At 65.0% G+C, this 8,432-nt stretch carries 6 protein-coding genes and 1 pseudogene; 5 read left to right on the forward strand and 2 right to left on the reverse strand.

Annotated features, from left to right (window positions below; all coding sequences use genetic code 11):
- A partial coding sequence (locus tag E5W70_RS10125; protein ID WP_292657174.1) for an NADP-dependent phosphogluconate dehydrogenase occupies positions 1-798 on the reverse strand: 798 nt, incomplete at its 3' end.
- Between the two features lie 46 nt (positions 799-844).
- Positions 845-3,298 (reverse strand): glucan 1,4-alpha-glucosidase, encoded by a 2,454-nt coding sequence (locus E5W70_RS10130; RefSeq protein WP_292657177.1) that lies wholly within the window; start codon positions 3,296-3,298, stop codon positions 845-847.
- 217 nt (positions 3,299-3,515) lie between these two features.
- Between E5W70_RS10130 and E5W70_RS10135 the strand changes: the two genes are divergently transcribed.
- From E5W70_RS10135 to E5W70_RS10155, 5 genes and pseudogenes are all read left to right on the forward strand, one after another.
- The gene (locus E5W70_RS10135) at positions 3,516-4,529 is read left to right on the forward strand and encodes an ABC transporter substrate-binding protein (RefSeq protein WP_023721363.1); all 1,014 of its coding nucleotides are present in this window, start codon (positions 3,516-3,518) and stop codon (positions 4,527-4,529) included.
- A 47-nt stretch (positions 4,530-4,576) separates the two neighbouring features.
- Positions 4,577-6,097, forward strand: coding sequence for a sugar ABC transporter ATP-binding protein (locus E5W70_RS10140; protein WP_292657183.1), 1,521 nt, complete (start codon positions 4,577-4,579; stop codon positions 6,095-6,097).
- A gap of 1 nt (position 6,098) precedes the next feature.
- Entirely contained in the window at positions 6,099-7,073 is a 975-nt protein-coding gene (locus E5W70_RS10145; RefSeq protein WP_292657186.1) for an ABC transporter permease, read from the forward strand.
- 2 nt (positions 7,074-7,075) lie between these two features.
- Positions 7,076-8,023, forward strand: a complete 948-nt coding sequence (locus E5W70_RS10150; protein WP_292657188.1) for an ABC transporter permease — start codon at positions 7,076-7,078, stop codon at positions 8,021-8,023.
- 119 nt (positions 8,024-8,142) lie between these two features.
- A pseudogene (locus E5W70_RS10155) lies at positions 8,143-8,432 on the forward strand (enoyl-CoA hydratase/isomerase family protein); the annotation flags it as partial.

The raw sequence follows: 8,432 nt of genomic DNA on the forward strand, positions 1-8,432 counted from the left end.
ATCGGCTTTCAGCACGCCGGCCGTCAGGTCGAGCAGCCACGAGCCGATGACGCTGCCGTGCCGCCAGACCTCGGCCACCTCAGCGATGTCGATGTCGAACTGGTAATATTGCGGGTTTTCGAGCGGGCTGGTTTCGGCGTCGGCGGTGCGCTGCCGCTTGCCGGCATTCGCCGACTTCAGGATGTTCATGCCCTCGGCATAGGCGGCCATGACGCCGTATTCGATGCCGTTATGGACCATCTTGACGAAATGGCCGGCGCCGCTCGGTCCGCAGTGGAGATAACCGAAGGGAGCGGTTCCGGCGTCCTTGCCGGGGGCAGGCGAAGCGGCGTCGGCGCCCGGCGCCAGCGTCGCGAAGATCGGATCGAGATGCTGGACCGCGCTGTCGGGGCCGCCGATCATCAGACAGTAGCCGCGCTCAAGGCCCCAGACGCCGCCGCTGGTGCCGACATCGACATAGCTCAAGCCTTTCAAGGCCAAGCGCGCGGCGTGGTCGACGGCCTCGTGATAATAGGAATTGCCGCCGTCGATGATGATGTCGCCCGGCTCCATCAGGGCAGCCACCTGGTCGACGATCCGGCCGGTGATCGCCGCCGGCAGCATCAGCCAGGCGCTGCGCGGCTTCGCCAGCTTGCCGACGAACTCCTCCATCGAGGCGGCTCCGACCGCGCCGGCGCTCACAAGCGCCGCGACGCTCGCCGGGTTGATATCGTAGACGACGCATTCGTGGCCATCACGCAGCAGGCGCCGAACCATGTTGGCGCCCATCCGGCCCAGTCCCATCATTCCTATCTGCATGGTCTCGTCCTGCCTTACTTGAGGGATCGATGATCTAGTGGCGCTGTTATTGAAGCATGATCTTTTCCGAAAACCGGTCTCCACTTTGCGGGATCATGCTCTCTCCGGTATCGCCGATGCCGACAGAAAAGTCAGCGTTCTCCCAACGGCCGGCATCGGACCAGAAGAATGTGAAGACAATGCTATTGCCCGGAGTGGCGTCGGCAACCGGCAACTCCGCGAGATGGATGCCGAAAAGATTCGCGGTGGTCTCGGCGTCATGGATGGTTGCCCAATTGTCGCTGCTCCAATGAACCACCGCCCGGGCCAGAAGTTCGATGCGCAACGCCTTGCCTGCCGGGATGGTACGGATCTTGTGGTTGAAGCGCCATGCCCTGAGGCGCGACACCGTCCTGCCCTCGACATAGCGCTTGACGCCTTGCGGCGGCATGTCGAACACGGCGCCGTCGCGTAGCGAACGCAGCAACTTGATGTGCTCGGAATGCGCCCAGACAAGCGGCTTGGCGCTGCCGGAGGGCCCGCCATGCCGCAATTCGCGCTCCGGCATGTCGGGACCGTCCCAGACCTGCTCCGGCAGCAGGCCGCCCGGCCCGGCAGAGTTCTCGAACGTCCTGAGCAGGCTTGCCGCACTATCCCTACGGCCCGCCGCCAGCTCGTAATGGGCGCGCTCGCCGACCAGAAGCGGCCAGGGCCGACCCTGGCCGGTTCCATCGAAGGGCGCGCCGTCGGCATGCTCGCCATAGCCGTCGCCATTGTAGCGGTACCAGAGCGTGCCCTGCGGCAGCTCGCAGCGCAATTGCGCGTCGATGACCTTGACCGTGTCGAGGATGCGCGGATCGTCGGCTGCCCTCAAGCCGAAGCGGACCAGCGCCAGCGCATCCGGGCTGACGATCGCCTCGGCCGGGCGGTCCGTATCGCCGGGTGGACGGTTCTTGATCGGCACAAAGCCGTCCTTCGGCGATGCCGCGCCGGCGGTGTCGGGCGGGGCGATGCGGACATAGTAGCCTTCGACGCCGGCTTCGTCGCATGCGGCGGTGCCGGCGACGTAGGTCCAGCGCTCGATCTGATCGTTCCAGATATCGGCGGTTTCGCGCAGATAGTTTGCCGGCTCTGTTTTGCCGGCGGCATCGAACATGTCCGCAGCCGCAAGCAGCGCTGCAATCTCGACCGCAAGTGTGAACGGGCTGTAGCCGGCGTCTTCCTCCCAGCGGTCTTCGCCGGTGACCGGGCCGTTGCGCACGACATAGGCGGCAGCGCGCTCGATCATCGGCATGAAGGAGGAGAGTGCGGCAGGCGGCAAATGGCCGGCGCGGCGCAGTGCGTCGGCGAGCAGCAGCGGGAAGGCGCATTCGTCCATCTGGATGCCCGGCCAATAGACCGACCCGTCGAGCCAGGCGTTCTGCGGCCAATGGCCGTCCGGCTGCTGGATCGAGCGCAGATAGCCAAGGATGCGCAAGGCTTCCGCCGGGTCGCCGGCGGCGAGGAAGCCGCCGGCGGTTTCGACCAGATCGCGCGGCCAGACCAGGTGATAGCCGCCGAGATCGTCGTCGCCCTTGTTGAAGCCCCACGGGATCGACAGGCTGGCAACGGCTGCTCCGGCAGACGAGCGGTGTGCCGCCAGCACCGCCGTGCTGAGGCGGTAGCTGTTGAGGCCGGACGCCGCATGCCGGTCCAGCGGCAGCAATCCGGCCTGCCATTTGCGCCATTTGTCGACGTAGGATCTGGCTGCGGGCCCAAAACCTTGCTTCAGGCTGGCGAAAGCAGTTTCCGCCGCCTGTTGCGGCGTCGTGCCGAAGCCCAGTGCCAGCAATACTTTTGGGTTCGCGGCCGAAAAGCCGATCTCGCCGGTCAGCGCGACATTGCCGCCCTCGGCCCTGCGGCAGGCCGCATCGAGCCGGCCGCCTTGACGAAGCTGCTGCCAGCCGTCGGAGACGCCGACATAGCCGGCCGAGCACGCCTTCCACGGCAGCGACGAGGCGAGCGCCAGGCAGGTGCCGCGTCCCGATGCAAACAGGACAGGCTCTCCTTCATGGTCGTCGATCCAGGCGGTGTTGCCCATGCCGGCGTTGACGAGGTGCGGCGCCAGCAGCGCGTGGACGCGGTAGTCGGCGGCCGCGCCTTTGAGCGACGTGAACATAATCTCCTGCAGCAAGGCGGGACGTTCCGGATCGGTGAGGATGCGTTTGTCGATCCGGTAGGTTCCATCGGCTGCGGTGTTGACCAGCCGGTAGGCAGGTACCCCGTCCACGAGGGGTTCGATACTGTGCTCGGCGTCGCGCTTTTCTTCCGAGAAATAGCCGTCGGGTCCGGTGACGATCAGCCCCAGATCGCGGGTGCAGGCGCTGTCGAGGCGGGGATAGTAGATCTCGTTGAGAATACCGTGACTAATGGTGAACCAGATCGGGCAGGCCGGCGAGAGCGCGGTGCCGATGCCGCTCTTGGCGCTCGACGTCCAGCGCGCCGGAATGCCGGGTGCACCCGGGGCAAGGTTCGCTGCCATTCAATCGGTCTCCAGCGCCATCCCTAGATCAGGAGCCGAACCGGTTTCAATGATTGCACCGCAAGTTGATCGCCGGCCATGGATTGCTGTTGACAGCTTGTCGCCTATCTGCATTTGTCTGATAATAGATAAAAAACACATTGTGAGCGTATCAGTCATTAGCCACCAGCCAGCCATTAACCACTAGTAAGACAGCAACTCACGGGAGGAGTATGACATGAAGAAAATATTCGTTTTGGGCGCCCTTGCGGCAATGCTCGCCGCAGGCACCGCGCTTGCCGACACCAGCGGCAAGAAGATCGCCTTCTCCAACAACTACGCCGGCAATTCGTGGCGTCAGGCGATGCTCGACAGCTACGGCATCGTCACCAAGAAGGCAGTTGCCGACAAGGTGGTCGGCGCCGCCGACGTCTTCACGACGGCCGACAAGGAAGTGCCGACGCAGGCAGCCCAAGTGCAGAACCTGATCCTGCAGGGCTATGACGCGATCGTCATCAACGCGGCGTCTCCGGATGCCCTCAACGGCGCCATCAAGCAGGCCTGCGACGCCGGCATTGTCGTCGTCTCCTTCGACGGCATCGTCACCGAACCCTGCGCCTACCGCGTCGTCGTCGACTTCAAGGACATGGGCAAGCAGGAAGTCGAGCAGATGGCCAAGTTCCAGCCCAAGGGCGGCAACCTCCTGGAAATCCGCGGCCTCGCCGGTACCTCGATCGACGATGCCATCCATGCCGGCATCCTCGAAGGCGTCGCTGCCCATCCCGAGTTCAAGATCGTCGGCTCGGTGACCGGCGACTGGGACCAGACCACGGCACAGAAGGCCGTAGCGACGATCCTGCCGTCGCTGCCGGATGTGGTCGGTGTCGTCGACCAGGGCGGTGACGGCTATGGCGCGGCGCAGGCTTTCGCCGCTGCCGGCAAGCCGCGCCCGACCATCATCATGGGCAATCGCCAGGACGAGTTGCAGTGGTGGAAGGAGCAGAAGGAAAAGGACGGTTACCAGACCTGGTCGGCATCGATCGCACCGGGCGTATCGACGCTTGCCTTCTGGGTGGCGCAGCAGGTGCTCGACGGCCGCACCGACGTGCCGCACGACCTGCTGGTGCCCTATCTTGCCTTCACCCAGGACGATTTCGAGGCCGCGCTGCCGAAGATTCCGAAGGGCGGCGTCGCCAGCCACGAATACACGCAGGAGGACGCCGTCGCGGCGATCAAGGCCAACATCAAGTGAGCATGGCACTATTGTTGCCGCCACAGATAACCGGGTATCGTTAAGGGATGCCCGAGGCCAGTGCAGACATCATCAGGCCTGACGGCGCCGAAAAGCATTTCGGCGCCGTCAGTATGGACATCATAAGACTGGACGGAGCCGAAAAACATTTCGGCGCCGTCAGGGCGCTCGCCGGTGTCGATTTCAGCGTTCGTGCTGGAGAATGCGTCGGTCTTGTCGGCCATAACGGCGCCGGAAAATCGACGCTCATGCATATGGTGGCGGGCACGCTTACCCCGGACGGCGGGCAGATCGCGGTCCGCGGCGGCGTCGAGGCAAGTTATTCGGTGCCGCGCGCGCAGCAGCTCGGCATACGCTGCGTGTTCCAGGAACTGTCGCTCTGCCCCAACCTCAGCGTAGCCGAGAATACGCGGATCAACCACGCGTCGCTGCATGGCTTCGGCTGGCGGCGCAAGGCGGCCGATCTGATCGCCGCCAAGCTCGACGAGATCTTCCCCGGCCACAGCATCTCGGCATCCGACATCGTCGGCGATCTTTCCATCACCAGCCGGCAGATGGTGGAAGTGGCGCGCGCCTTCACGGTCACGCAGGAGCCGCTCGAACTGGTCATCCTCGACGAGCCGACATCCTCGCTCGATGCGCAAACGGCCGGCCAGCTGCTGGCGTTCGTGCGCCGCTTCATCGCCGCCGGCAAGAGCTGCATCCTGATCTCGCATGTGCTGGGCGAAGTGCTCGGAAACGCCGACCGCATCGTCGTGATGCGCGACGGCAAAGTGGTCGCCGCCGGGCAGGCCGATCAATTCGACCGCGACAGGCTGGTGACGGCGATGGGCGGAGCGGAGGCGCGCGAGAAGGCCGCGGCCGAGATTGCGAGCGGCAAGCCGGGGCCCGGCCCGCTGCGGGTCCGGGCGCGTCCGCCGCGACAGCAGGACGGCAACGAGCTTGTCGCCCGTGCCGGTGAGATCATCGGGCTTGCCGGGCTTGCCGGGCATGGGCAGACCGATCTTTTGCTGGCAATCTTTGCCGCGGCTTCCCGCGCCAAGACCGGGATCGAGGTCACCGCGCCGGTGGCGCTGGTTGCCGGCGACCGCCAGTCGGACGGGATTTTTCCGCAATGGTCGATCGCCGAGAACATCGGCATCCGTTCGCTGGCGCGATTGCGCAACGGCCTCTTGATCTCGCCGCAGCGGGAAGCCGAGCTCGCCGAGCTGTGGCAGCGGAAAATCGGCATCCGCACGCCCGACATGAACAACAACATCTTCTCGCTGTCCGGCGGCAACCAGCAGAAGGCCTTGTTCGCGCGGGCGCTCGGCTCCGACGCCAAGATCGTGCTGATGGACGATCCGATGCGCGGCGTCGACATCGGCACCAAGCTCGAAGTCTACGACCTGGTGCGCGAAGAGGCTCGCCATGGCCGCACATTCCTCTGGTACACCACCGAAACCGAAGAGCTCGACAATTGCGACCACATCTATGTGTTCAAGAACGGCCGGATCGTCGCCAACCTTCGTCGCGACGAACTGACGGAGGAAAAGATCATCCAGTCCTCGTTCGGCGACGCGGCCTGAGATGACGGCGGTATCCATCGAGAATGGTCTAAAATCTTCGGCTCGCGCCACGAGGCGGGCGCGCATGCTGCGCAGCCTGCTGCCGGCACTGTCGCTGGCGCTGGTGCTCATCGCCATCGCCTGGCTCAACCCGCGCGCCATCAGCTATTTCGGCTTCAGCCTGATGCTCAATCTGGCGATCCCGATCGCACTGGCGACGATCGCGCAGATGTTCGTCATCGCCGGCAACGAGCTCGATCTGTCGATCGGTACCTTTGTCGGCTTCGTCGGATGCGTTACGGCGACATGGCTGAAGGACGCGCCGCTGCTCGGCGTCGTGATCCTGCTCGGGTCGATCGGCGTCTACGCGCTGCTCGGCGCGCTGATCCATCTGCGCAACCTGCCCTCGATCGTGGTGACGCTCGGCATGAGTTTCGTCTGGCAGGGCCTGGCCATCCTGATCCTGCCGAAGCCCGGCGGCAAGGCGCCGGACTGGCTGCTGGCGCTGATGGCCTTCAAGCCACCCTTCATTCCGTTCCCGATCATCGCGGCATTGCTGATCGCAGCCGTCGTCCACTTTGGCCTGATGCGCACCTCCTATGGCGTCATCCTGCGCGGATCGGGCGGCAATTCAGCTGCACTGAAGCGCGCCGGCTGGTCGTTGCTGCGCACCAAGATCGCGCTGTTTGCGCTGACCGGCCTGTTCGGCGTTTTGTCCGGCATGGCGCTGATCGGCATCACCACCTCGGCCGACGCCAATATCGGCAATGGCTACACCCTGCTTTCGATCGCCGGCGTCATCCTCGGCGGCGGCGAGTTCGTCGGCGGCCGGGTGTCGCCGATCGGCGCCGTCATCGGCGCGCTGACACTGGCGCTGGCGGCATCGCCGCTTTTGACCTTCATGCACATTCCGCCCGACTGGCAGGTCGCCGCCAACGGCGCCATCCTGATCATCGTGCTGGCGGCGCGGGTGCTGATCAGCCGCAGGGAGAGGTGAGCATGGCCTCGCTGCGGACACTGCTCGCCAGACCCTGGATCTGGTCGTTCTTCGGGGCGCTGCTGGTATGGCTGGCGACCATCGCCTTCACCGGCGGCTATGGCGGCGGCGGCATGATCACGGCGGCGCTGTCGCTCGCCGTCTTCACCGTTATCGTCGGCGTCGGGCAGATGTTCGTCATCACGCTCGGGCCGGGCAATGTCGACCTGTCGCTGCCGGCCAATATCGGCCTTGCCAGCGCCGTTGCCATGAAGGTCATGGACGGCAATGATGCGATGATCGCGGTCGGACTGCTGGCAGCACTTGCCTGCGGCATGGCGATCGGCGCCGTCAACTACCTGCTGATCTGGGCACTGCGCATTCCGCCGATCATCGCGACACTGTCGGCCAGCTTCGTCATCCAGTCGGTCGATATCAGCTATGGGCGCGGCCTGCAGATCAAGCCGCCGCCGGGCTTTGCCGATTTCACCAACTGGCAGGTGTTCGGCATCCCGGTGCTGGCGATCCTCACCGTGCTGTTCACCATCGGCGCCGGCATCGTTTTGCAGCGCATGATCTACGGACGCTCGGTGCTGGCGATCGGCCAGAACATCCGCGCCGCCTGGCTGGCCGGTGTCAGTGTCGGCCGCACGCGATTTCTCACCTATATGCTGTCGGGCGCGCTCGGCGGCCTCGACGGTGCATTGCTCGCCGGTTATTTCCGCGGCGCCAATGTCGATATCGGCAATGAGTATCTGCTGGCCTCGATCGCCGTCGTCGTCATCGGCGGCACGTCGGTGGCCGGCGGCAAGGCCAATGTGCCGGGGGTCTGGGGCGCGGCGCTGTTCCTGGTGCTGCTGTTGACCATGCTCAACACGTTCGGCGTCAGCGTCGGCGTCCGCCTGGTGCTGACAGGGCTGATCATCGTCGGCGTCATCACCGCCGCCGGCGGGCAGAAGGCGTTGCGCTAAGGCAAGGCCCGACCCGGCGCGAGGATATCGGTCCAGTCCGCAAACACGTGGTTCCCATCCGCATGCCAGCGCTGTAAATCCCGTCGCGCTATTGGCCAACATCATTGTATGAGGTTTGCGTGTCCGATTTCGTCAGCACTACAAGGCACGGCGACGTCGCGGTCGTAACCATCGACAATCCGCCGGTCAACGCGCTGAGCTTGCATGTGCGCGAGCCGCTGATGCGGGCGCTTGTCTCGCTGCGCGACGAGCCGTCGGTGGGAGCAATCGTGATAGCCTGCGCCGGGCGGACCTTCGTCGCCGGCGCCGACATCACCGAATTCGGCAGACCGGTGCGTCAGCCGGAATTGCGCGCCATCGTCGCCGTGCTGGAAGCCATCGCCAAGCCGCCGAGCGCAGTGCCATGAAT

Origin of the sequence: Mesorhizobium sp., from assembly GCF_005063415.1 — a bacterium.
GTDB lineage: Bacteria > Pseudomonadota > Alphaproteobacteria > Rhizobiales > Rhizobiaceae > Mesorhizobium.

Coding starts and splice junctions, on each gene's coding strand:
- E5W70_RS10130 (WP_292657177.1), bottom strand. CDS start 3,298: ATGGCAGCGAACCTTGCCCCGGGTGCACCCGGCATTCCGGCGCGCTGG.
- E5W70_RS10135 (WP_023721363.1), top strand. CDS start 3,516: ATGAAGAAAATATTCGTTTTGGGCGCCCTTGCGGCAATGCTCGCCGCA.
- E5W70_RS10140 (WP_292657183.1), top strand. CDS start 4,577: ATGCCCGAGGCCAGTGCAGACATCATCAGGCCTGACGGCGCCGAAAAG.
- E5W70_RS10145 (WP_292657186.1), top strand. CDS start 6,099: ATGACGGCGGTATCCATCGAGAATGGTCTAAAATCTTCGGCTCGCGCC.
- E5W70_RS10150 (WP_292657188.1), top strand. CDS start 7,076: ATGGCCTCGCTGCGGACACTGCTCGCCAGACCCTGGATCTGGTCGTTC.